Consider the following 19,962-nt stretch of genomic DNA (forward strand, 5'->3'; position numbering starts at 1 on the left):
TGCGCGCTTTATTCCGCGGAGGCAATGCAAGATATTCAAAGGACTTGTGGAGTAAAGAGTTGCCGGAAGGGGCGAAGGAATCGACCAGCCATTCGGGCGCCGGACATCGCGAACGGCTGCGGCAACGACTTTTGAATGGCGGGGCGGAAGCGCTGGCCGACTATGAATTGCTCGAGTTTCTCTTGTTCGCAGCCATTCGTCAGGGTGATACCAAGCCGGTGGCAAAACGGCTCATCGGTCAATTCGGGTCTTTTTCAGCTGTGCTGAACGCATCTCCAGGCGCGCTTGCCCAGGTGCAAGGAATGGGCGAAGCGAGCGCGGCGTGCCTCCATGCGGTATCTCTGGCGGCTCGCCGGATGGCCCGGGGGACCATACAGCAGAAGCCGGTTCTCGGAAGTTGGCAGGCATTGCTCGATTATCTGTCGATCGACATGGGTGAACTGAAACACGAACGCGTCAGGGTTCTCTATCTCGATACCCGCAATCGGCTGATCGACGATCATCTCGCCTCAGAAGGATCGATCGATGAGGCTGCGATCCATCCGCGCGAAGTCATCCGCCGCGCCTTCGATGTCGGCGCAAGCGCATTGATCCTCGTCCATAATCATCCCAGCGGCGACCCGGAACCGAGCCGCGCAGACATTGAGATCACCAATCGCATCGCCGAAGCTGGTCGATTAGTGAACATTACCGTGCACGACCACGTCATAATCGGACGTGGAAGTCATGTGTCGCTGAGAGCGAAAGGCTTGCTGTCCTAGCCCCGCAAAGATGAAGCTATAAAAGAACAGGCAGCCTTGTCATGGAGCCGCCTCCTCTCTAGCGGGTCGCGACAGATCCCCGCTCTATTTCGGAGTCCGCTATGGTCCCCCGCTACGCCCGCCCTGCCATGACCGCCATCTGGGAGCCGGAGGCGAAATATCGCATCTGGTTTGAGATTGAAGCCCACGCCACTGAAAAGCTCGGCGACTTGGGCGTAGTGCCGAAAAGCGCGGCCAAGGCGCTTTGGGACTGGTGGGAAACCAACCCGAAGATCGACGTCGAAGCGATCGACGCAATCGAAGCGGTAACCAAACACGACGTCATCGCATTCTTGACCTGGGTAGCGGAAAACGTCGGCGACGAAGCGCGGTTCATGCATCAGGGCATGACCAGTTCAGACGTTCTCGACACCACGCTCGCCGTTCAGCTAACTCGATCAACAGATCTGTTGCTCGAAGATCTCGATGAGCTGCTCGCTGCCATCGAACGGCGCGCACGTGAGCACAAATACACGCCGACAATCGGTCGCAGCCACGGCATCCACGCTGAACCCGTCACATTCGGTCTCAAACTCGCGCTGGCTTACGCAGAGTTCGATCGCTGCAAGATTCGCTTGCTGACGGCGCGGGAGGAAATCGCTACCTGCGCGATATCGGGTGCAGTGGGGACATTCGCCAACATCGATCCCAGCGTCGAAGAATATGTGGCCGAAAAGCTCGGACTCAAAGCGGAACCGGTTTCAACGCAAGTGATCCCACGCGATAGGCATGCCATGTACTTCGCCACTCTTGCAGTCATTGCGGGAAGCATCGAGCGCCTGGCGGTGGAGGTTCGCCACCTCCAGCGTACCGAAGTCCTGGAAGCCGAAGAGTTTTTCTCGAAGGGGCAGAAGGGTTCGAGCGCGATGCCGCACAAACGCAATCCGATCCTTACCGAGAATTTGACGGGTCAGGCTCGGATGATCCGCGCCTATGCACTGCCAGCGCTGGAAAATGTCGCGCTCTGGCACGAACGCGACATCTCGCACTCTTCGGTCGAACGCTTTATCGGTCCGGACGCGACGATCACACTCGATTTTGCGCTCGCACGGCTTACGGGCGTAGTAGACAAACTGCTGATCTACCCCGAGCGGATGCAGGCGAACATGGACCGCATGGGCGGCTTGATTCATTCCCAGCGCGTTCTGCTCGCGCTGACCCAAAATGGCGTCAGCCGTGAGGATGCCTATCGTCTGGTGCAACGCAATGCGATGAAGGTATGGGAATCCGACGGAAAGCTCATGCTGTTAGACCTGCTCAAAGCCGACCAGGAAGTGAGCGCAGTGCTAACGGAAAAGCAGCTCGAGGAACGCTTCGACCTCGATTATCACTTCAAGCAGGTAGACACGATTTTCGATCGGGTGTTCGGCTAGACGCCGCCGATTTCCGCGCCTAGCATCGCTTGCCAATAAGATCGGGGAGACTTGCGATCATGCAATTTGTACGCACGATACTCTGGGTTCTGCTTCTCGTGGGAATCCTGGCATTTTCATTCGGCAATTGGGATAAGCAGATCGATGTGCGGATATGGCCTGGCATCGTCTGGGACACCCGTGTGCCCGCGCTTGTAGTCGTCTCGTTCCTGTTCGGCCTCGTTCCCATGTGGCTTTATCATCGCGGGGTTCACTGGAGACAATCGCGCCGAATTTCTGCCCTGGAAACGGCAACGACAAAGATGACCTCACCCAAAACCGAAGCAAGACCGGCGGCACCGGTCCGGCCAGAAAACTCCGAGCGGAATCGCCCGCCCGAACCTTCAAACCCTGTAGAACCTGAACCGACCCCGAAATCATGAGCAACCCCATCTATCTCGCTCTCGATATGCCGCGTCTGCATGATGCGGTTTCACTTGCGGAGAAAGCCAAAGCGCATATCGGCGGCGTGAAGCTCGGGCTGGAATTTTTCAATGCTCATGGGGCCCACGGTGTGCACATGCTCACCCAGCTTGGGCTTCCGATCTTCCTCGACCTCAAGTTGCACGACATTCCGAATACTGTCGCCGGGGCGATGCAAGCCATTCACGTTTTGGAACCATCGATTGTTACCGTCCATGCCTGTGGCGGAGTTGCCATGATGGAAGATGCCAAGGCTGCGGCTGGGGAAAATACGAAGGTCGTTGGCGTTACCATGCTTACCAGCCTTGACGAACGGGACTTGAAAGCGATGGGAGTTCCCGGAACCCCGTATGACTATGTCATGCGCTTGAGCGATGCGGCTCACTCAGCAGGCCTGGACGGGGTCGTGTGTTCAGGCCACGAAATCAAGGCGGTGCACGAGCAGTGGAAAGATGGATTTTTCGTTGTGCCCGGTCTGCGTCCCGAAGGAAGTGTTGTCGGGGATCAGAAGCGTGTCGTGACGCCGCGACAGGCCCGTGATGATGGCGCAAGCGTGCTTGTCATAGGGCGTCCGATCAGCCGGGCCGATAACCCTGCCGAAGCCGCTCGTGCGATCGAAGCGACACTCTGAAGGTTCAACTGTGCAGACCTTGATAAAGATCTGCGGTATTTCGAGCGTTGAAGCGCTCGACGCATGCATCGAGGCGCGCGCGGACTTCTTCGGGATGGTTTTCTTCCCGCCCTCCCCTCGTCATGTCGACAGTTATGCAGCGAGATCTCTGGCGATGCGTGGGGGTTCACGGATCGGCCGGGTCGGTCTGTTCGTCGATGCGGACGATGCAACAATTGCGGATGCGGTAAAGGCCGCTCGGCTTGACGCGATACAGCTTCACGGATCGGAAAGCCCGGCCCGCGCGGCACAGATCAGAAGACGGTTTAATCTGCCTGTCTGGAAAGCGATCTCGGTCGCGAGCGCGGGCGACATCACGGGGGCCGGAACATTTAACGATGCGGCTGACCTCATTCTCTTTGACGCAAAAACACCAAAAGACGCTGCACTTCCCGGCGGCATGGGCTTACGGTTCGATTGGTCCCTGCTTGAAACCTGGCGAGGTCGGCCCGGTTGGGGGTTGGCCGGCGGGCTGACACCGGAAAATGTCGGCCGTGCGCTTTCGGAAACCGGAGCTCCGCTGGTCGACACGTCGAGCGGCGTAGAGACTGGCCCAGGATTGAAGGATCCTACCCGGATATCTGCGTTCTGCGAAGCGGTGCGCAAAGCTTGACGCTGCCGAATTTCCTGCTATTCGCGCGCCTTCGCTAATTGGCCCCGCACCCCGGTGAAGCGGTGGCCGCGCCGCACTCTTTAATGAGTGTGTCGGTGCGAAACCGGGTTGGATGGCCACCGCCGATTTCATGTCGAGATCGGGGGGATGGCTCAGCAAATTGAAGGAAAGACTTATGTCGAAGCGCAAGAGCGCCAAGTACAAACTCGACCGCCGGATGGGCGAAAACATCTGGGGTCGTCCGAATTCTCCGGTCAACAAGCGTTCGTATGGCCCCGGCCAGCACGGCCAGCGCCGCAAGGGCAAGATGTCCGACTTCGGCCTGCAGCTGCGCGCCAAGCAGAAGCTCAAAGGCTACTACGGCGACGTGACCGAAAAGCAGTTCAAGCGCACCTACAAGGAGGCGTCGGCCATGAAAGGCGACACCAGTCAGAACCTGATCGGCCTACTTGAACAGCGTCTCGACATGGTCGTGTACCGCGCCAAGTTCGCACCGACCATCTTCGCTGCGCGCCAGATCGTGAGCCATGGCCACATCTATCTCAACGGCGTGAAGACCAACATCGCTTCGGCCCGCGTAAAGGTCGGGGATGTTGTCAGCCTCGGCAGCAAGGCGAAGGATATGGCGCTTGTGATCGAAGCACAGAGCCTGCCCGAGCGTGAAATTCCTGACTACGTGGCGCCCGATGGCACCGACAAGGTAACCTTCACTCGCGTGCCGAAGCTCGACGAAGTTCCTTATCCGGTCACCATGGAACCGAACCTCGTGGTCGAGTTCTATTCGCGCTAAGACTGCCGAAAATCGAACATCAGGGGCGGTCCTTCGGGGCCGCCCTTTTTGTTTGGCGCATTATCGAACGGTTCGTCGTATTTTCAGGCACTTGGAGGAAACTCCGCGCCTCTGGCAGCGTTTGTATAACGCTATGACACAGTATCGATTTGTCACTCGTTCCCGAACGGGAAAATGGTACAGTTCGCTCGCCGAGGCCCAGCGCCAAGCCAATCGCATCGGTGCCGGTTTTACCGACGCTCTGGGACAGTTCATTGCCTATCGCGGCACTGTCCTCGAGATGCGGGAACAGGCTTCGGGCTGATCGTCAACGCAGATGCGCGCGTTTCAGGGCGTAGAAGACCATGATCGCTATGAGCGCGGTGATAACGATACCCCAGAACCAGTAAGGAAGAAAAAGCGCTCTCTCGATATGACCGGTATCGGAAAGCTGTTGCCGCCCGCCCAAGTTGCCGCCTTCGCTGAAAAGATATCCGAAGTCCCGGTATATTGAAATGCATCCTTGAACACCGAGGAACTGCACCGCCAGACGTTTATGCGATGGGCGGCCTTTAAGCGCGATGATGAGCAGCGCCGCGCCGATCGAAGGCAGGATTACCCATCCCGTCGTCGAGCGAACCCAGATCAAGGTCGATGCGAGCAGCGCCGCACCGAGCGCCAAGAGAGCAATCTGTGTTGTCCGGTGGTTGCGCGATGCAAGAATGAGCAGGCAACCAGCGACCGTCGGCCCGAGCAAGCCTGCTGCTGCTATGCTCGCCATGGCGACACGCGATTGCTGCTCGGCAGAGTAGTAGAGAGCGTAGCCTGATCCATCGGAAAAGATGACCAGTCGCTCGAACTGGCTGCCGAAGGCCATCGCTGCCAGACCGTGCCCCATTTCGTGGAACCATGTCGCCAGTATACTGAAGGGATAGAGCAGGTAAGCGCCATAGGGCGAGTGCCAAAGCAAGATCGTGATTACTCCGATCATGATCAGCAGAGTAACCTCCCGCCGATCGGCCTCGGTCCGAAAGGCTGACCGGCCCCGGCTCATGGCGTAATCTCCTTGCCGTCCCAAGCAAAGCATCGGCCGCTATCTTCATGAGTCAGCTCACCCAGCACACCGAGCAGATAGTGCGCAGCACGATCCGGCGTGAAGAGCTTGCCATCAGGCACCCCTCTTTGAAACGGCTCGCTCAGACGGGTATCGACAGTGCCCGGATGCAGACCGACGCAGAACGCCTCGGGTTTTTTGCGTGCTAATTCAACAGATAGCGTGCGAACAAGCATGTTCAGAGCAGCCTTGCTCGCCCTGTAGGAATACCACCCCCCCAGGCCATTATCGGAAATACTTCCAACTCGTGCACTCAATGCAGCAAAACCAGCTCGCCGATCTTCAGCCAGCAAGGGAAGGAAATGCTTGGCCACCAATGCAGGGCCAGTCGCATTGATGGCGAAGTTGCGGGATAATTCATCGCCAGTAATCTGGCGCCAGTCCTTTTCTGGGCCACCGGCTTCGCCGTGAAGATAACCAGTCGCGACAAGGACGAGATCCAGCGGTCCGTCTCCAGCAGCTAGTTTTGCAGCATCTGCAATGCTGCTCTCATCGGTAAGGTCCAAATGATTTTGCCCGGCAGAGACCCTGGAAAAGCGGACTACTTCGGTGCCGCAGCCCTCAAGAGCATCGGCAAGCGCCGCGCCAATGCCGCCCGATGCGCCAATCACCGCTGCACGGGTCCAACTCACGCCGACCGATCTCGCAAATAATCGCTTCGAAAATCACTCGCAAAATCAGCGAAACGCCCTTGCGCGATAGCATCGCGCATTGTCTGCATCAGTTGCTGATAGAATGCGATATTATGCTCCGTCATGAGCATCGCACCCAAGATTTCCTGCGATTTGACCAGATGGTGCAAATAGGCACGGGTATAGGTCGAACAGGTATCACACTTGCAGCGGGCATCGAGCGGCTCCTGGTCCTCAGCAAACCGCGCATTGCGCAAATTGATGGGGCCATTCCACGTAAACGCCTGCCCATTTCGGCCGGATCGACTGGGTAATACGCAATCGAACATGTCGACACCGCGCTCGACAGCGCCGACCAGATCGTCGGGCTTGCCAACACCCATCAGATAACGGGGGCTTTCATCCGGCAATTGCCCCGGCGCGAAATCGAGCGTGGCGAACATCGCCTCCTGCCCCTCGCCCACGGCAAGGCCGCCGATCGCATAGCCGTCAAATCCGATCTCGCTGAGTTTTTCCGCGCTGATCTTCCTCAATTCCTGATCGAGCGCTCCCTGTTGAATTCCGAACAGGGCCGCGCGCTCTGCATGCTCGACGCCGCTGTCGAAACCTTCGCGGCTACGTTTCGCCCAGCGCATGCTCATTTCCATGCTCGCGGCAATCTCGTCAGGGGGGCGATCTGCCCGCGGGCATTCATCGAAGGCCATGACGATATCGCTTCCGAGCAAACGCTGAATTTCCATACTGCGTTCAGGCGTCAGCATATGCTTCGAACCATCGATATGGCTACGAAACTCGACACCTTTCTCTGTCAGCTTCCGGAGGTCCGACAGGCTCATCACCTGATACCCTCCGCTATCGGTGAGGATCGGGCGATGCCAGTTCATGAACTTATGCAGGCCGCCCAACCGGGCCACCCGTTCAGCTCCGGGGCGAAGCATGAGGTGATAGGTATTGCCCAATATGATGTCTGCGCCGGTCTTGCGGACAGTCTCAGGTTTCAGGGCCTTGACGGTGGCTGCGGTTCCTACAGGCATGAATGCCGGTGTGCGGATATCACCGCGCATCATCCGGATGGTACCGGTGCGAGACGCACCATCGCGCGCGTGAATGTCGAAAGTAAATCGCTGCATGATCAGAAGCCGTAAACAACGGTAAAACGGGTCGCGGTATCGGTAGACACCGAATTTGCGGGCGGATTGCTGTTGTAATCCAGCGCATAGGATAGGCGTGATCGCAGGTGCGAGCTTATCCGATAGTCGAGACCGGTGACGAGGTTCACGCTGGTGTTGTTGCCATCGACAAGTACCTGGACCTCTCCCCCTCCCTCGGCAACCGCATTGGCATCTTGGGTAAACGTCAGCCCATCGACGATTTGCCAGTCGAAATCCGCACCGAACAACCCTGCTATCCGGCTCGCACTCCCTCCATCACTGAAGTCGGTCAACCGCCAGGCCGGTCCAGCCTTGATGGAGAGCTTGAGCCCTTCACGATCGAGAAGCTTGTAACCCAGCCCCCCTGAAACAGCGTAGCGGCCATCAAAACCCTGAAGTCGATCGCCTTCATATTGAGCCAGTCCGTAAATAAACATGTCGTCGCTGAACTGCCATCGCGGTTCATAGGCGGCGAGGAACTGCTCTCTGCTGGTGCTGCCATTCTGGCGCTGATAATCCCCGCGAGCGCGCAAGAGGTGGGTCCATTCCAGACCCTTACGTTCGAGCTTGAGAGATGCCGCGATACCGACGCTATCGGTATTGCCGGAAGAATGGAAACCTCCAAGCTCACCTTCACCGCTCCAGCGATCGAAGATACCCGCCTGACGAATCGCTTCTTCCTTTTGGGCCTGGGCTTCCGCCAGCTTCTTTGCCTGCGAAGCGGCCCACTCTGCCTGGATGGCGTCGATTGTCTCGCCTTCATCGGGATAGGTGCTGCGCGCCAGTTCAAGGACGGTCGAAAGCTTGTTGGTATCGCCAGTGGCGATCGCCGCGTCGATCATCGCGCGCACGCCCTCGGGCAATTCCGCTGCGGCGGGAGTAGACAGAAATGCAAGCGCTATGGGAAGTGTGAGGAAACGGAGGCGAGGCATGGGCGAGCGAATAGCGAGTAAGCCAGGGAATCGCCAGCCCTTCACGACAAAGGGCGGACCTCGTGAGAGGCCCGCCCCGATTGGCAAGTCGTGCAATCAGAAGTTGAAAGCAACACCCGTAGTCGCGCGAATGGTGTCGAACGCGATGGTGTCGAGGTTCACGCGGAGCGATGCGCCACCGATGGGGAATTCTGCGCCGAGGCCAACGAGGTAGTCGCCACCGGTGTCGTCGATGTCGAGATCGTCTATGATATCTTCGTCAACGCCCGTCAGTTCAGCAACGTCGAGGTCGACCCACTGGTAGCCACCGCGCACGTAATACTTCGCACCGCCGGCATCGCGGAAGCCGAGACGTGCAGATGCGCCGTATTCGCTGTCGATCGCGCTGAAGCCGAAGTGGTAGTTACCTTCGACACCAACGAAAACGTTCGATCCGGCAGCAAAGTCTGCGCCAGCAAAGATACCGAGAATTGCGCTGGAATCTTCGACATCGATGTCGAATTCTTCGTCGACGTCGTCTGCGCCGAGGTCGTGGTAGCCGCCGGATACGCCGACGAAAGGTTCAGCCTGCTGAGCCTGAGCGGCGGTCGGAAGAGCGACGGCTGCAGCAGCCATTCCTGCGAAGAGTGCAATCTTTTTCATTATTTCTATCCTGTATTCACGCCCGGATATCCGAGCGCGGCGCAGATAGAAATCTCAGGTGGGGTCATTCAAGGGTCAGAAATCATTTGTGCAACACTGTTGCATTTTGACTACATAACCATGAACTGCGTGCGAACCTATGTCAAAGGTTACGCTCGCAAGCGCCATCCGGTTTTGAAAATATAGGCTATCACCGCGATGCATGCCGCCAAAAATGCCACAGTGATGCCGAAGCTCACCCAGATATTGACGTCGCTGTTGCCGTAAAAGGTCCACCGCAAACCGCTGACGAGATAGACGATCGGGTTGGCCAGCGCGATCGTATCCCACGGCTTCGGTAGCATATTGATTGAGTAGAATGTGCCACCGAGGAACGTGAGCGGCGTGAGAAAAAGCAACGGAATGATACCGAGCTTTTCGAAACTGTCGGCCCAGATGCCAAGGATGAAACCAAACAGGCTGAACGATGCAGCCACCAACATGATGTAGAGCACTGCGAGAAATGGGTGTGCGATTGAATAATCGACGAACAGACACGCTGTCAGCAGGATGATTGCGGCAAGTATCAGGCTCTTCGTCATCGCTGCCCCCACGAAACCGATTAAGGTCTCGGCTACTCCGATCGGTGCACTGAGCAACTCGTATATCGTGCCTGTAAAACGCGGCATGTAGATGCCGAAGCTGGAATTACTGGTCGTCTCGCCGAGCAGCGTCAGCATGAGCAGGCCGGGGATAATGAAGGCGCCATAATCGACTCCGCCCAGATCGGGCATCCGCCCGCCGATAGCCGCACCGAAAACGATGAAATAGAGCGAAGTCGTCAGCACGGGCGCCAGCACCGACTGAAACGCGGTGCGCAGGAAACGAAAAAGTTCGCGGGTGTAGATCGACCAGGTGGAGCGCCAGCCGATCATGCCGCCTGCTCCTCTTTCTCGCCCAGCAGGGAGACGAAAATATCCTCCAGGCTGCTTTCGCGCACATCGATCCCGTTATAGTCGATACCGCTGGCGATCAGCGCCTTCGTGATATCCGCCACCTCGCCCTTCCCGCGCCCGGTCCCGTCGCCGCCACGATAGCAGAGTGCCATTCCATCCTGCTCCAGTTCGAGTGGATATTGCGCCAGTGAAGGCGGCAGTTCCTTCAGCGGCGCTGCCAGTGTGATATGCGCCTCGGTCCGGCCAAGCCGCGCCATCATCGCATCCTTCTCATCGACCATGATCAGCTGGCCCTTCCGGATGATGCCCACACGGTCGGCCATTTGCTCCGCCTCTTCGATATAATGCGTGGTCAGAATGACGGTGACCCCCTTGTCGCGCATCTGGTCGATGATGGCCCACATCCCCTTGCGCAGTTCGACATCGACGCCGGCGGTCGGTTCGTCGAGGAAAAGCAGGTCGGGCTCGTGCGCCAGCGCCTTGGCGATGAGAACGCGGCGCTTCATCCCGCCCGATAGAGCCATGATGCGCGTATCGCGCTTGTCCCACAGGCTGAGGCTGCGTAGGATTTCCTCGATTCGCGCCGGGTCGGGTGCGAGACCGAAAAGCCCGCGCGAATAAGCCACAGCGTGTTTGACCGGCTCGAACATGTCGGTCGACAGTTCCTGCGGCACGAGACCGATCCTCGCCCTCGCCTTGCGCCAGTCCGTCGCCAGATCGTTGTCGAAAGCCCGAATAGTGCCATCGGTCGGCCGTACCAGCCCGCAAACCGCGCCGATCAGCGTCGTCTTGCCGGCGCCGTTCGGGCCAAGAAGCGCGAAAATCTCGCCTTTGCGGATTGTGAGGTTCACATCGTCCAGCGCTTTCAGCCCGCCGGGATAGGTTTTGGAAAGACCGTCGAGCTCGAGGATGGGTTCATGCATTCGCGCTCAGTTACGGCAGCAGGAGCGAGGAGTCACCATAGGAATAGAAGCGATATTCTTCCGCAATGGCGTGTGCGTAGGTTCCCTGCATGCGCTCACGTCCCATCAGTGCGCTGACCAGCATGAAAAGCGTCGATTTGGGAAGATGGAAATTGGTCATGAGGCCGTCGATGGCGCGAAATGTGTAACCTGGGGTAATGAAGATGTCCGTGTCGCCCGCGAAAGGACGGATGACGCGGTCTTCGCCCGTCGCGCTTTCGAGCAGACGCAGGCTGGTCGTCCCGACTGCGATGACACGATTTCCGCGTCCGCGAGCCTCGTTGAGGCGGTCGGCGGTGTCTTGCTCGATCCGGCCCCATTCCGAATGCATCTGGTGATCTTCGGTATCCTCGGCCTTCACGGGAAGGAAAGTCCCCGCGCCGACATGCAGGGTCAGTGTCTCGGTTGCGATGCCGCGATCTGCCAATGCCCCCATCAGCCGATCGGTGAAATGCAGCGCTGCTGTAGGCGCCGCTACGGCGCCATCCTCTTTCGCGAACATCGTCTGATAATCTTCGCGGTCCTGCGCATCGGTGGGCCGCTTGCCTGCGATGTACGGCGGCAAGGGCATGGTCCCCGCCCGCTCAAGCAGAACTTCGACCGGCTCCTCGCCTTCGAAAAACAGAATGAAGCTGCCATCAGCCAGCCGCTCTTCCGCGATTGCCGTCACTCCGCCGCCGAATTCGGCGACTTCGCCCACGCGCAGGCGCTTGGCGTTGCGGATGAATGCCTGCCAGCGCCTCAGGTCCACGCGCTTGTGCAGCGTCGCTCCGATCTTCGCTTCGCCCCGACGGCCTTCGAGCTGCGCGGGAATTACCCGCGTATCGTTGAACACGAGGACATCCCCCGGCTCGAGCATGCCGGGAAGGTCGCGTACATGGGCGTCCGCGAAAGGATCATCACCCCGGACCACCAGCATTCGCGCCGCATCGCGCGGCCGCGCTGGACGAAGAGCTATCCGTTCATTCGGAAGATCGAAATCGAAGAGGTCGACACGCATGCCAGCGCCTCTAAACGCTGGCTGCGCACTAGGAAACTCAGTTTTCGATCGGCGCGTTCAAATCATCAGCCGTTACTGGCGCATCGGACATGATGGCAGGCGCTGCGGCCGGCTTGATCTTGTTTTCCGATGCCAGCGAAGCCTGCAGTATACGCGTCGGATTTGCGGGCGGTTCTCCGCGATTGATGGCATCAACAGCGTCCATGTTGGAAATCACGCGGCCGAAATTGGTATATTTCTTGTCGAGGCTGAAACGCGGATAGAATACGAGGAAGAACTGGCTGTTCGCACTGTCCTCGCTCGCGGCGCGGGCCATGGAAACGGTACCGCGCACATGCGGCATCGGGTTGAACTCTTCTTCAAGGTCGGGAAGCTCGCTGCCGCCCTGCCCTGTTCCCGTCGGATCGCCGGTCTGGGCCATGAAGCCATCGATCACACGGTGGAAAATGACACCGTCATAGAAACCCTGACGCGCCAGGGTCTTGATCCGCTCGACGTGATTGGGCGCCCAGCTTGGCATGAGCCGCACGCCCACACGCTCGCCATTCGAGAGATCCAGAAACAGGATGTTTTCCAGATCTTCGTTCAGATTGTAATTGATCGGATCGTAGACCTTGCGAGCTGGCGCAGCGGTTTCGGCCTCCTGAGCGGTGGCAGCGATCGGGGCCATTGCCACAAGCGCGGCAGCAGCAAGAGCGAACGAAGACTTGAGCATCATATTTCCGTCGAATTGTCCTATGTGGAGGACGCCCTAGCGGGCGGGCGCTGTCCATTCAATGAATGGTTTGGCGCACACTATCAGTAGTCCCCCAGCTGTCCCATTTCCTGCACCCTCGCGATGACATCTTCGCACACGTCCTGGCTGACGAACGGGGTGATATCACCGCCCAATAAAGCGATTTCCTTTACCAGCCGGGATGCGATTGGCTGAAGCGACACATCCGCCATGAGGAAAACAGTTTCGATGTCGTCGTCGATCTGCTGGTTCATCCCCGCCATCTGATATTCATATTCGAAATCGGCGACGGCGCGCAGCCCCCGGATCAGGACGGATGCTCCCATTTTCTGGGCGAATTTAACCAGCAGTGCGTTAAAACCGACCACCTCGACATTGCCAAGACCCATGGCCGCTATCTCTCGCTCGACCATGTCGAAACGTTCTTCGGTGGAGAACATGGGATCCTTGGAGGGATTGGTTGTCACACCAATTATGAGTCTGTCGACAAGTTTGCTGCCACGCCTAATGATATCGGCATGACCAAGTGTGATCGGGTCGAATGTTCCCGGGTAAATGCCGATCCGTTCAGTCATCAGTGATCTCTCTTCACGACGAAATGTGCCAGATCGATGAGGACCCGCGCCTCATCACCATAGCCAGCCAGATGGTCGCCCGCCTGATCGACCAGCATCTCCGCCTGCGCACGGGCCTTGTCACGCCCCATCAGCGTCACGAAAGTCTGTTTGCCCTGCTCTTCATCCTTCCGCAGCGCTTTACCTGCCTTTGCCTCGTCGCCTTCCACATCGAGCAGGTCATCCGCGATCTGGAATGCAAGCCCGATATCGCGGGCATAAGCACGCAGATGGGTTCGGCCTTCTGGCGGCACCCTGCCCAGGATCGCTCCCATCTCCACGCTTGCGGCGAGCAGGGCGCCGGTTTTCAGCTGCTGCAGGCGAGTGACTTGCCGCAGATCGTAAGACTGCTCGTCAGATACGATATCCATCATCTGGCCGCCTGCCATCCCTTCATGGCCGCTTGCCTTGGCAAGTGTGGTCACCAGTTCGCTGCGCACGAAAGGGTCGCTGCTTGTCCCTGGCATGGTGAGAATATCGAATGCCAGCGCATGGAGACAATCGCCCGCTAGGACAGCGGTTGCCTCGTCATAGACATTGTGCAGCGTTGGCTTGCCGTGGCGCAGATCGTCGTCATCCATGCAGGGCAGATCGTCATGAATGAGCGAGTAGGCATGAATGGCTTCGACCGCGCAGCCTGCTGCGACGGCCGCATCGCGATCTACTCCGAAGAGCCTGGCGGTGGCGCATACCAGCAGTGGACGAACACGCTTCCCGCCACCGATCGCAGCATACCGCATCGCCTCTACTAGCTGGGCACGGGTATCCTGCGGCACGGGAAGAAAGGCATCGAAGGCGGCATCGACGTCGCGCTGAACCTCTTCGAAAGCTTCAGCGAGCAGATCCGGCATCGTGGTCACCGCACTCACGCCTCAGCTTTCCGCATCGAAGGGCACGGTGCCGGAAGGTTTGCCATCGCTGCCCTGCACGATCTTGTCGATCTTCGCTTGCGCCGCATCGAGCCGCTTCTGGCATGCCTTGCGCAACTCCTCGCCGCGTTCGTAAAGCGCGATGCTTTCATCAAGCGGGACATCGCCGCTTTCGAGGCCACGCACGGTGATTTCGAGCGCGCGGAGTGCCTCTTCGAAGCTCATATCCGCAATCGGTTTGTCTTGGCCTTCTGTCATCATGGGCGAGCATTGACGGGACGCAGGCGCGCGGTCAAGAAGGTCAAAACACGGGGAGCGGATATGACGTGGATTGTCGCTATCATAGCGGCCGCCGTGGCGTTCGGCACGCTGGACGCCGTCTGGCTGAAATGGGCAGGCCCGAATTTCTACCGGGCGCGGTTGCGCGACATTCTCGCAGAGAATTTCCGCATCGTGCCGGCGCTTGTCTTCTACCTTGCCTATATCGTGGCTATCGTATGGTTCGCAGTTCGCCCAGGGCTGGCGAGTGGCTTGGGTTCGGCGGCACTCAACGGCGCTCTGCTGGGTGCAATTTGCTATGCGACTTACGATCTGACCAATCAGGCGACCATGCGCCACTGGTCCACCACAGTCACGGTCGTGGACATCTGCTGGGGCGCCGCGGCCACAGCATTTGCGGCGACCGCCGCGACCCTCGCCGCATCGAAACTGGCATAGGAGCGGCCGATAATGTTCATCGGTCATTTTGCCCCGGCTTTCGCCGCACGCGCCATCACCGGTGAAGCGCCGAAACTCGGAACTCTGTTCGTCGCCGCCCAACTTACCGACTGGGCGTTTATGGCCCTGTTCATGATCGGACTGGAAGATGGCGAGATCGTGCCTGGGATCACCGTGATGAGCCCGCTGGACCTGCACACCATGCCATATACGCACAGCCTGCTCGGCACCGCCGCTTTCGCGCTTGCCCTTGGTCTACTGGTCGGCAGATGGTCGCGCAATCTGGTGGCAGGTACCTGGGCCGCGATAGTCGTCCTGAGCCACTGGTTTCTCGACCTGCTTGTGCATCGCCCCGATTTGACCTTGTTTGGCGGACAGGAAAAGTTCGGCTTCGGCCTCTGGAATTACCCCTGGATCGAGGTTCCGCGGGAACTGGGCATAACACTGGCCGCCTTCGTCTGGTACGTCCGGGCAACAAAGGGTCCGCCGGTACCACCGCTCATCCTGATAGGAAGCATGCTGGGGTTTCAGCTGCTCAATTGGCTCGCACCGCAACCCACCGAATATTCGGTTGCGCTGCCGCTGACAGCCATGGCGGCTTTCGCGATACTCACCGCGATCGCCTATTGGACTGATTCGACGCGCTGGCATAAAAGCGAAATCGGCCTCGGCGTCGCCAGCCCGCCACTCTGACCCGCATGGTTATTGCGCCTTCGCGCCTGCCCCTTTAAAGGCGCGATCCATGAGCGAAATCACTCCCGACATCGTTGCCCAGCATGGCCTCTCCGAAGACGAATACGAGCGCGTGCTGAACGCGCTGGGCCGTGAGCCCAATCTGGTTGAACTGGGCATCTTTTCGGTGATGTGGAGCGAACATTGCTCCTACAAATCTTCCCGCCTCCATCTGAAGAAGCTGCCGACCGAGGCGCCCTGGGTGATCTGCGGCCCCGGCGAGAATGCCGGCGTGATCGATATCGGTGACGGCCAGGCGGCGATCTTCAAGATGGAGAGCCACAACCACCCCTCCTACATCGAGCCCTATCAGGGCGCGGCTACCGGTGTTGGCGGCATCCTGCGCGACGTGTTCACCATGGGCGCGCGGCCGGTGGCTAATGCCAATGCGCTGCGGTTCGGCCGCCCCGATCATCCGAAGATGAAGCACCTCGTGCAGGGTGTGGTCGCGGGAATCGGCGGCTATGGCAATTGCGTCGGCGTACCGACAGTGGCTGGCGAGACCAATTTCCATCCGGCCTATGACGGAAACATCCTCGTTAACGCGATGACGGTCGGCGTCGCCGATGCGGACAAGATTTTCTACAGCGCGGCAACAGGCGTCGGAAACCCGATCGTCTATGTCGGCTCCAAGACCGGGCGCGACGGGATCCACGGCGCGACAATGGCCAGTGCCGATTTCGAGGAAGACGCGGAGGCCAAGCGCCCGACGGTGCAGGTCGGCGACCCTTTCACCGAAAAGCTGCTGATCGAAGCCTGCCTCGAACTGATGGCGACCGACGCCATCGTCGCGATCCAGGACATGGGCGCGGCGGGGCTCACCTCCTCGAGTGTCGAGATGGCCACCAACGGCAAGGCCGGCATCCGCCTCGACATGAATAAAGTCCCATGCCGCGAAGAAGGCATGACGCCCTATGAAATGATGCTAAGCGAAAGCCAGGAGCGCATGCTCATGGTGCTCAAGCCCGGCAAGGAAGAGATGGCCGCGGCCATTTTCGAGAAGTGGGAACTGGATTTCGCCGTCATCGGCGAAGTTACCGACACGCAGCACATGGTGCTGGAATTCGGCGGCGAAGTGGTCTGCGACATTCCTCTGGGGCCCCTTGCCGCAGATGCTCCGGAATACGATCGTCCCTATCTCTCGAAGGAAGAATACACCGCCTGGGCCGGCATCAAGCCGATGGCTGAGCGTCCCGACACCAATGATGTCGGCGGCGATCTGATGAAGCTGCTCGCATCGCCGAACCTGTCCTCGCGGCGGTGGATTTCCGAGCAGTATGACAGCCAGGTTGGCGCGGACACGCTGCAGACCGGCGGCGACGCGGGCGTGGTCCGCGTTCACGGGACGAAGAAAGCGCTGGCAATCAGCACCGACTGCACGCCGCGCTATGTCCATGCCGATCCGTATGAAGGCGGCAAGCAGGCGATTGCCGAAGCCTATCGCAACCTTTGCGCAGTAGGCGCACGTCCGCTCGCGGTGACCAATTGCCTCAACTTCGGCAATCCGCAGCGACCCGAAATCATGAGCCAGTTTGTCCATGCGCTGGAAGGCATGGGCCGCGCCTGCCGCGTCCTCGACTTCCCGATCGTGAGCGGCAACGTCAGCCTTTACAATGAAAGCAAGGCGACCGGCGGCGGCAGCGCGATCCTGCCCACCCCGGCTATCGGCGGTGTCGGGATCATCGACGACTACGACCGCATGATGACCATGCCGTTCAAGGCAGAGGGCGAGGCGATCTATCTGATCCGCGCCGAACATTGGGCCACTCCGGACCCGGAACGCTCCCATCTCGGCAAGTCGCTATGGCTGAGCGAAATCCACGGCCGCGACGAAGGGCGCACGCCGCCCACCGATCTCACGGTGGAAAAGAATGCCGGCAAGATCGTGCTGCAGCTTATTGCCGATGGCCTCGTAAGCGCGGTTCACGACGTGTCCGATGGCGGCCTGGCAGTCGCGCTGGCGGAAATGGCGATGACTGGCGGGATCGGTGCCGATGTCGAATGGCACGAAGATTACACGCAGGCGCAGTGGTGGTTCGGCGAAGACCAGGGCCGCTACATCGTAACTGTTCCCGATGCGCAGGCGCTTAACGAAGCGCTCGCCAGCGGGACGGAGAACGATGAAACCGCATCCATCGGCTTCCGCCGCATCGGCAAGACAGGCGGCACCACCCTGTTCGGCAAATCGATAGACGAGATGCGCGCCGCACATCGTTCGTTCTTCGACGAATGGATGGATGCCTGATCGAAACGCTGTTCCCTGCTGTCTGTAACATCGGGGAACAGCGATCGCTCGGCCGATTTCGAATTTGGGTTAGCCCTGCACCCACTCGCTCTCTGGAATGCCAAAGAGCTTGAGGATTACTGTCAGGTTCTCGCTTGAAATCCTGCCGTTCGCCGCTTCGCGTGCCTTCGGCTTGGCCCGATAGGCAATGCCGTAATCGGCCGCTTCGATCATCGGGATGTCGTTCGCACCGTCTCCCGTGGCAAGAACACGCGCCCCCTCACCCAAAGCCTCGCGCTCTTCCTCAAGCGTCGCCAGCTTGGTCGAGGCATCGCTGATCGGCCCCGCCAGCTTGCCGGTCAACACGCCCGCGTGAACCGCGAGGCGGTTGCCGACGACCCGTTCGAAACCGAGCTGCTGGCCGATCCTGTCGGCGAAATGATGGAAACCCCCGGTTACCAGCACACTGCGGCAGCCCTTCGAAGCAAGGGTCTGAACCAGCGTGCGAGCGCCGGGCACGGGAGTGATCCGTTCTGCCAGGCAATTGTCGATCGCCCTTTCGCCGAGCCCCTCGAGCAGTCCTACACGCTCGCGTAGCGCGGTCTCGAATTCGAGCTCTCCCCGCATCGCCCGCTCGGTAATGTCGGCCACCTTGTCCTTGATACCGGCGAAATCGGCCAATTCGTCGATGCATTCTTGCCCGATCATGGTCGAATCCATGTCGGAAACAAACAGGCGCGGAATCTCGATTGCGTGATCGGCCACCAGCATGTCGCATTCGCCGAAATGCTCTTCCAGCGTGGCGGCAACCCGCTTCGTATCACCATGGGGAAGCGCGATCTGCAATACATCGCCGCAGAAATCGAGCATCGACGCTTCGGCCACCGGCATGCCTGCAGACGCCAGCGCTTCGCTCGCTGCATCGAGCCGGGTTTCCAGACTGGTCGCCTCTGCTATCAGCCGGGCGATGAGCATAGAGAATTCCCCTGTTTTGCCTCCACTTGCGCTCATTGCAGGGCCGACCGCCAGCGGCAAGAGCGATCTGGCGGTAAGGTTGGGAAAGCGGATCGAAGCGCAGGGAAAGCGGGCGGTCGTGATCAATGCCGACAGCGCCCAGGTCTATTGCGACCTGCATGTGCTTTCGGCGCGCCCGAGCGCAGAAGACATGGGCGGGATCGAACATCGTCTTTTCGGAGCATGGGACGGGGCCACGCCCTGCTCCGCGGCGGATTGGGCCGCAGCGGCCAAACACGAGATCGCCCGGCTTCAGTCCGAAGGCGCAGTACCGATCCTGTGCGGCGGGACCGGTCTTTACATGCGTACACTGCTCGAAGGGATTGCCCCGGTCCCCGAAATCGATCCGCGGATCCGTGCCGATGTCCGCGCGCTGGATCAGGCCGAGGCCCGCGCGGCACTTGAAATCGAGGACCCAGAGGCGGCGGCCCGGCTCGCTCCGGCAGACGTCGCGCGAACCATGCGCGCTCTGGAGGTCGTGCGATCCAGCGGTCGAACGCTCAGGGCATGGCAAGATCGCAAGACCGGCGGAATCGGCGACCAGGTCTCTGTGTATCCCCTGCTCCTCCTGCCGGAACGCGAGTGGTTGTACGAGCGCTGCGATCGCCGTTTCATTTTAATGCTGGAAGGCGGTGCGATCGGAGAGGTCGAAGCGCTGCTGGCACGAAGGCTCGACCCTTCGCTGCCCGTCATGCGGGCCATCGGTGTCCCGGAAATAGCGGGGCTGGTGCAAGGCGATCTATCGCGGGATCAAGCCATCGTCTCTGGCCAGCGCGCCACACGACAGTACGCCAAGCGGCAATATACGTGGTTCAGGCATCAGCCGCCGGGATCGTGGATGCGCGCTGATAACAAATCTATCGAAGAATACGATATTTTTGTATCATTGTTGCGTCAGCTGAGTTGACAGCAGTACTTTCGTTTCCCATACGAGAGATCCTGTTGGCCCGGCGCTACGACCCCAAGCGCCGGGCCGACTTGCGATTTGAGCGGAGGAAAAC

Annotated in this window: 24 protein-coding genes; 11 read left to right on the forward strand and 13 right to left on the reverse strand. The window is 59.4% G+C overall.

All coding sequences use genetic code 11. The features are described 5' to 3' along the window. Positions 1–44: 44 nt before the first annotated feature. The 7 genes from radC (at position 45) to ACI2I1_RS00775 (ending at position 5,012) form a co-directional block, all read left to right on the forward strand. Entirely contained in the window at positions 45–761 is a 717-nt protein-coding gene (gene radC, locus ACI2I1_RS00745; protein WP_404677511.1) for a DNA repair protein RadC, read from the forward strand. A 101-nt stretch (positions 762–862) separates the two neighbouring features. Then, on the forward strand, positions 863–2,173 hold the full coding sequence (gene purB / locus ACI2I1_RS00750) for an adenylosuccinate lyase (RefSeq protein ID WP_404677512.1): 1,311 nt from the start codon (positions 863–865) through the stop codon (positions 2,171–2,173). 59 nt (positions 2,174–2,232) lie between these two features. Continuing rightward, a complete protein-coding gene (locus ACI2I1_RS00755) occupies positions 2,233–2,595 on the forward strand; it encodes a DUF1049 domain-containing protein (protein WP_404677513.1) in 363 nt (120 codons plus the stop codon). After that, positions 2,592–3,266, forward strand: a complete 675-nt coding sequence (gene pyrF / locus ACI2I1_RS00760) for an orotidine-5'-phosphate decarboxylase (RefSeq protein ID WP_404677514.1) — start codon at positions 2,592–2,594, stop codon at positions 3,264–3,266. The genes ACI2I1_RS00755 and pyrF overlap by 4 nt, the downstream gene beginning before the upstream one ends. Positions 3,267–3,276: 10 nt before the next feature. Beyond that, positions 3,277–3,918, forward strand: coding sequence for a phosphoribosylanthranilate isomerase (locus ACI2I1_RS00765; protein WP_404677515.1), 642 nt, complete (start codon positions 3,277–3,279; stop codon positions 3,916–3,918). A 175-nt stretch (positions 3,919–4,093) separates the two neighbouring features. Next, on the forward strand, positions 4,094–4,708 hold the full coding sequence (gene rpsD / locus ACI2I1_RS00770; protein WP_404677516.1) for a 30S ribosomal protein S4: 615 nt from the start codon (positions 4,094–4,096) through the stop codon (positions 4,706–4,708). A gap of 133 nt (positions 4,709–4,841) precedes the next feature. Next, on the forward strand, positions 4,842–5,012 hold the full coding sequence (locus tag ACI2I1_RS00775) for a hypothetical protein (RefSeq protein WP_224811772.1): 171 nt from the start codon (positions 4,842–4,844) through the stop codon (positions 5,010–5,012). Positions 5,013–5,015: 3 nt separating this feature from the next. On the opposite strand, the gene ACI2I1_RS00780 is transcribed toward ACI2I1_RS00775, so the two are convergent. From ACI2I1_RS00780 to ACI2I1_RS00835, 12 genes are all read right to left on the reverse strand, one after another. Further along, positions 5,016–5,741 carry a M50 family metallopeptidase gene (locus tag ACI2I1_RS00780; RefSeq protein ID WP_404677517.1) on the reverse strand — a complete coding sequence of 242 codons (726 nt, stop codon included), beginning with the start codon at positions 5,739–5,741 and terminating at the stop codon, positions 5,016–5,018. Beyond that, positions 5,738–6,433, reverse strand: coding sequence for an SDR family NAD(P)-dependent oxidoreductase (locus ACI2I1_RS00785; RefSeq protein WP_404677518.1), 696 nt, complete (start codon positions 6,431–6,433; stop codon positions 5,738–5,740). Before ACI2I1_RS00785 ends, ACI2I1_RS00780 begins: the two co-directional genes overlap by 4 nt. Continuing rightward, complete coding sequence (tgt, locus tag ACI2I1_RS00790; protein WP_404678306.1) at positions 6,430–7,566, reverse strand: tRNA guanosine(34) transglycosylase Tgt; 1,137 nt, start codon at positions 7,564–7,566, stop codon at positions 6,430–6,432. The genes ACI2I1_RS00785 and tgt overlap by 4 nt, the downstream gene beginning before the upstream one ends. Continuing rightward, positions 7,566–8,516 carry a YdiY family protein gene (locus ACI2I1_RS00795; RefSeq protein ID WP_404677519.1) on the reverse strand — a complete coding sequence of 317 codons (951 nt, stop codon included), beginning with the start codon at positions 8,514–8,516 and terminating at the stop codon, positions 7,566–7,568. Before ACI2I1_RS00795 ends, tgt begins: the two co-directional genes overlap by 1 nt. A gap of 96 nt (positions 8,517–8,612) precedes the next feature. Continuing rightward, entirely contained in the window at positions 8,613–9,158 is a 546-nt protein-coding gene (locus ACI2I1_RS00800; RefSeq protein ID WP_404677520.1) for an outer membrane beta-barrel protein, read from the reverse strand. 149 nt (positions 9,159–9,307) lie between these two features. Next, positions 9,308–10,072, reverse strand: a complete 765-nt coding sequence (locus ACI2I1_RS00805) for an ABC transporter permease (RefSeq protein WP_404677521.1) — start codon at positions 10,070–10,072, stop codon at positions 9,308–9,310. Continuing rightward, on the reverse strand, positions 10,069–11,016 hold the full coding sequence (locus ACI2I1_RS00810; RefSeq protein WP_404677522.1) for an ABC transporter ATP-binding protein: 948 nt from the start codon (positions 11,014–11,016) through the stop codon (positions 10,069–10,071). Before ACI2I1_RS00810 ends, ACI2I1_RS00805 begins: the two co-directional genes overlap by 4 nt. Positions 11,017–11,026: 10 nt before the next feature. Beyond that, the gene (gene queA, locus ACI2I1_RS00815; protein ID WP_404677523.1) at positions 11,027–12,055 is read right to left on the reverse strand and encodes a tRNA preQ1(34) S-adenosylmethionine ribosyltransferase-isomerase QueA; all 1,029 of its coding nucleotides are present in this window, start codon (positions 12,053–12,055) and stop codon (positions 11,027–11,029) included. Between the two features lie 37 nt (positions 12,056–12,092). Then, positions 12,093–12,773, reverse strand: a complete 681-nt coding sequence (locus tag ACI2I1_RS00820) for a peptidylprolyl isomerase (protein WP_404677524.1) — start codon at positions 12,771–12,773, stop codon at positions 12,093–12,095. An 80-nt stretch (positions 12,774–12,853) separates the two neighbouring features. Continuing rightward, positions 12,854–13,366, reverse strand: coding sequence for a pantetheine-phosphate adenylyltransferase (gene coaD / locus ACI2I1_RS00825; protein ID WP_404677525.1), 513 nt, complete (start codon positions 13,364–13,366; stop codon positions 12,854–12,856). Continuing rightward, positions 13,366–14,256, reverse strand: coding sequence for a polyprenyl synthetase family protein (locus tag ACI2I1_RS00830; RefSeq protein ID WP_224812300.1), 891 nt, complete (start codon positions 14,254–14,256; stop codon positions 13,366–13,368). The genes coaD and ACI2I1_RS00830 overlap by 1 nt, the downstream gene beginning before the upstream one ends. 21 nt (positions 14,257–14,277) lie before the next feature. Further along, positions 14,278–14,532, reverse strand: coding sequence for an exodeoxyribonuclease VII small subunit (locus ACI2I1_RS00835; protein ID WP_404678307.1), 255 nt, complete (start codon positions 14,530–14,532; stop codon positions 14,278–14,280). 63 nt (positions 14,533–14,595) lie between these two features. On the opposite strand from ACI2I1_RS00835, the gene ACI2I1_RS00840 reads away from it, so the two are divergent. From ACI2I1_RS00840 to purL, 3 genes are read left to right on the forward strand one after another with little or no spacing between them, the layout of a single operon-like run. Beyond that, complete coding sequence (locus tag ACI2I1_RS00840) at positions 14,596–14,991, forward strand: DUF2177 family protein (RefSeq protein ID WP_221541358.1); 396 nt, start codon at positions 14,596–14,598, stop codon at positions 14,989–14,991. Between the two features lie 12 nt (positions 14,992–15,003). After that, positions 15,004–15,684 (forward strand): hypothetical protein, encoded by a 681-nt coding sequence (locus ACI2I1_RS00845; protein ID WP_404677526.1) that lies wholly within the window; start codon positions 15,004–15,006, stop codon positions 15,682–15,684. Between the two features lie 49 nt (positions 15,685–15,733). Further along, positions 15,734–17,968 (forward strand): phosphoribosylformylglycinamidine synthase subunit PurL, encoded by a 2,235-nt coding sequence (gene purL / locus ACI2I1_RS00850; protein ID WP_404677527.1) that lies wholly within the window; start codon positions 15,734–15,736, stop codon positions 17,966–17,968. Positions 17,969–18,037: 69 nt separating this feature from the next. Here purL and serB read toward each other — a convergent pair whose 3' ends face one another. Beyond that, the gene (gene serB / locus ACI2I1_RS00855) at positions 18,038–18,922 is read right to left on the reverse strand and encodes a phosphoserine phosphatase SerB (protein WP_404677528.1); all 885 of its coding nucleotides are present in this window, start codon (positions 18,920–18,922) and stop codon (positions 18,038–18,040) included. Between serB and miaA the strand changes: the two genes are divergently transcribed. Continuing rightward, entirely contained in the window at positions 18,915–19,868 is a 954-nt protein-coding gene (gene miaA, locus ACI2I1_RS00860) for a tRNA (adenosine(37)-N6)-dimethylallyltransferase MiaA (protein WP_404677529.1), read from the forward strand. The two genes, serB and miaA, sit on opposite strands and share 8 nt — an antisense overlap. The last annotated feature ends 94 nt before the right edge of the window (positions 19,869–19,962 follow it).

Source organism: Qipengyuania sp. NPDC077563 (genome assembly GCF_044901345.1).
GTDB lineage: Bacteria > Pseudomonadota > Alphaproteobacteria > Sphingomonadales > Sphingomonadaceae > Qipengyuania > Qipengyuania aestuarii.

What these genes read in the sequence shown, in the direction of transcription:
- ACI2I1_RS00795 (WP_404677519.1), bottom strand. Translation starts at nt 8,516, where the DNA reads ATGCCTCGCCTCCGTTTCCTCACACTTCCCATAGCGCTTGCATTTCTG.
- purB (WP_404677512.1), top strand. Translation starts at nt 863, where the DNA reads ATGGTCCCCCGCTACGCCCGCCCTGCCATGACCGCCATCTGGGAGCCG.
- ACI2I1_RS00755 (WP_404677513.1), top strand. Translation starts at nt 2,233, where the DNA reads ATGCAATTTGTACGCACGATACTCTGGGTTCTGCTTCTCGTGGGAATC.
- ACI2I1_RS00830 (WP_224812300.1), bottom strand. Translation starts at nt 14,256, where the DNA reads ATGCCGGATCTGCTCGCTGAAGCTTTCGAAGAGGTTCAGCGCGACGTC.
- ACI2I1_RS00775 (WP_224811772.1), top strand. Translation starts at nt 4,842, where the DNA reads ATGACACAGTATCGATTTGTCACTCGTTCCCGAACGGGAAAATGGTAC.
- ACI2I1_RS00805 (WP_404677521.1), bottom strand. Translation starts at nt 10,072, where the DNA reads ATGATCGGCTGGCGCTCCACCTGGTCGATCTACACCCGCGAACTTTTT.
- ACI2I1_RS00835 (WP_404678307.1), bottom strand. Translation starts at nt 14,532, where the DNA reads ATGACAGAAGGCCAAGACAAACCGATTGCGGATATGAGCTTCGAAGAG.
- miaA (WP_404677529.1), top strand. Translation starts at nt 18,915, where the DNA reads ATGAGCATAGAGAATTCCCCTGTTTTGCCTCCACTTGCGCTCATTGCA.
- ACI2I1_RS00780 (WP_404677517.1), bottom strand. Translation starts at nt 5,741, where the DNA reads ATGAGCCGGGGCCGGTCAGCCTTTCGGACCGAGGCCGATCGGCGGGAG.
- ACI2I1_RS00800 (WP_404677520.1), bottom strand. Translation starts at nt 9,158, where the DNA reads ATGAAAAAGATTGCACTCTTCGCAGGAATGGCTGCTGCAGCCGTCGCT.
- pyrF (WP_404677514.1), top strand. Translation starts at nt 2,592, where the DNA reads ATGAGCAACCCCATCTATCTCGCTCTCGATATGCCGCGTCTGCATGAT.
- ACI2I1_RS00810 (WP_404677522.1), bottom strand. Translation starts at nt 11,016, where the DNA reads ATGCATGAACCCATCCTCGAGCTCGACGGTCTTTCCAAAACCTATCCC.
- purL (WP_404677527.1), top strand. Translation starts at nt 15,734, where the DNA reads ATGAGCGAAATCACTCCCGACATCGTTGCCCAGCATGGCCTCTCCGAA.
- ACI2I1_RS00820 (WP_404677524.1), bottom strand. Translation starts at nt 12,773, where the DNA reads ATGATGCTCAAGTCTTCGTTCGCTCTTGCTGCTGCCGCGCTTGTGGCA.
- serB (WP_404677528.1), bottom strand. Translation starts at nt 18,922, where the DNA reads ATGCTCATCGCCCGGCTGATAGCAGAGGCGACCAGTCTGGAAACCCGG.
- ACI2I1_RS00840 (WP_221541358.1), top strand. Translation starts at nt 14,596, where the DNA reads ATGACGTGGATTGTCGCTATCATAGCGGCCGCCGTGGCGTTCGGCACG.
- ACI2I1_RS00845 (WP_404677526.1), top strand. Translation starts at nt 15,004, where the DNA reads ATGTTCATCGGTCATTTTGCCCCGGCTTTCGCCGCACGCGCCATCACC.
- queA (WP_404677523.1), bottom strand. Translation starts at nt 12,055, where the DNA reads ATGCGTGTCGACCTCTTCGATTTCGATCTTCCGAATGAACGGATAGCT.
- coaD (WP_404677525.1), bottom strand. Translation starts at nt 13,366, where the DNA reads ATGACTGAACGGATCGGCATTTACCCGGGAACATTCGACCCGATCACA.
- rpsD (WP_404677516.1), top strand. Translation starts at nt 4,094, where the DNA reads ATGTCGAAGCGCAAGAGCGCCAAGTACAAACTCGACCGCCGGATGGGC.